Source organism: Lentilactobacillus farraginis DSM 18382 = JCM 14108, from assembly GCF_000583655.1.
GTDB classification, from domain to species: Bacteria; Bacillota; Bacilli; order Lactobacillales; family Lactobacillaceae; genus Lentilactobacillus; species Lentilactobacillus farraginis.
Genome location: NZ_BAKI01000111.1, coordinates 1 through 1,248 on the forward strand (window position 1 = coordinate 1; position 1,248 = coordinate 1,248).

2 protein-coding genes are annotated in these 1,248 nt (G+C 34.1%); one reads left to right on the top strand and one right to left on the bottom strand.

All coding sequences use genetic code 11. The features are described 5' to 3' along the window. Nucleotides 1-70 precede the first annotated feature (70 nt). Entirely contained in the window at nt 71-130 is a 60-nt protein-coding gene (locus JCM14108_RS15725; RefSeq protein WP_235807049.1) for a putative holin-like toxin, read from the top strand. A gap of 389 nt (nt 131-519) precedes the next feature. On the opposite strand, the gene JCM14108_RS13915 is transcribed toward JCM14108_RS15725, so the two are convergent. Continuing rightward, on the bottom strand, nt 520-978 hold the full coding sequence (locus JCM14108_RS13915) for a hypothetical protein (RefSeq protein ID WP_035181576.1): 459 nt from the start codon (nt 976-978) through the stop codon (nt 520-522). Between the last annotated feature and the right edge of the window lie 270 nt (nt 979-1,248).

Consider the following 1,248-nt stretch of genomic DNA (forward strand, 5'->3'; position numbering starts at 1 on the left):
TTTATGGGATCATGGAACAAATCTTGGAAAGGTTTCACAGTCAATGAGCGTCTTCCAGGCGCTTTCGTTGATGTTGCTGTTTGGGACGTTTTTAATAGCGTTGCTCAGCTATATCGACCAGCACAAATAAAAAAGCCGCCCTGCTCAACTTTGGTAGGTTGCAGGACGACTTTAAGGTAGTCTAATGTAATTCGCCACCGCCTTTGAAGCGGCTTGTTTAGAAGGTTCTGCTTCGACAGAACCTTCTTTTTGTATCTTCATTATATCACGACAATCGATACCTATCTAGATAAAACATTTAAGCACATAATAACGGTTCTTGATGCAGATAAAAGTTAGATTTTATCAAGACATATCAAAAAGCCTCGCCGACAACTTAAGTTGATGAGACCGTTTGGAGAAGATGTTAAGCCAACGTCTTCTCCATTTTTAAAGAAAATGCTATTTTTTGCTTAAACGTCATTTTAAGACAAGCCCAAATTAACCTTCAAAAAAGTACTTGTTAAAGCAATTTTAAATCTAGCTATGGATAGGAGCTCCGTCCTTATTAATACGATAAGCAATACTTTTAGCATATTGAGAAGGCAGACCTTTCGGAGTCTTCTTTTTTGAAATTGTGGTAAAACCGACCTGAATTTTCTTGAAATGATCAAAAGGCCGTAAGTACCACCAAATATACTTATTTGCAGATCTTGGATCGCTTCCAATTAAAATGTATCCTGTGTGATATTTAATTGAATAGTGAATCTTTGAAACAAGTTTTTTCTTCCCTACTCTTTTAAATACATATTCCCTTTTACTTCCCCAAAAATATTTCGCAGATGAGCCGTTTTTACTTTTATTGATCTTCCAATACTTTCCAATTAACACCTTCGGTACTTTATTATACCCTGACTCTGCTAAAGAATTAATTGAAAAGAAGAAAGAAAAAGAAATAACGGCCATTAACATGATCATTGCGCTTTTCAATCGATGCATTTATCTTATCCCCCACATATTTAAATTAGTTTTCAATAACCTCTCAAAAAAATTTGCTTAGAAATAAATAAACAAGTGTAAAAATGACAATAATATCAAAAACTATAGCGATTGGATACTTTCCTTTTATCACACGAATTAAATCAAAACACGTATATGTTATCATGATGCAAAAGAAAGGTACATAGAATTGCGGAACAAATAGATACAGGACGAACAGAACAAAAACAATCCTTCCTTGCCATTCTTCAAGCCATTTTTTTACTTTTT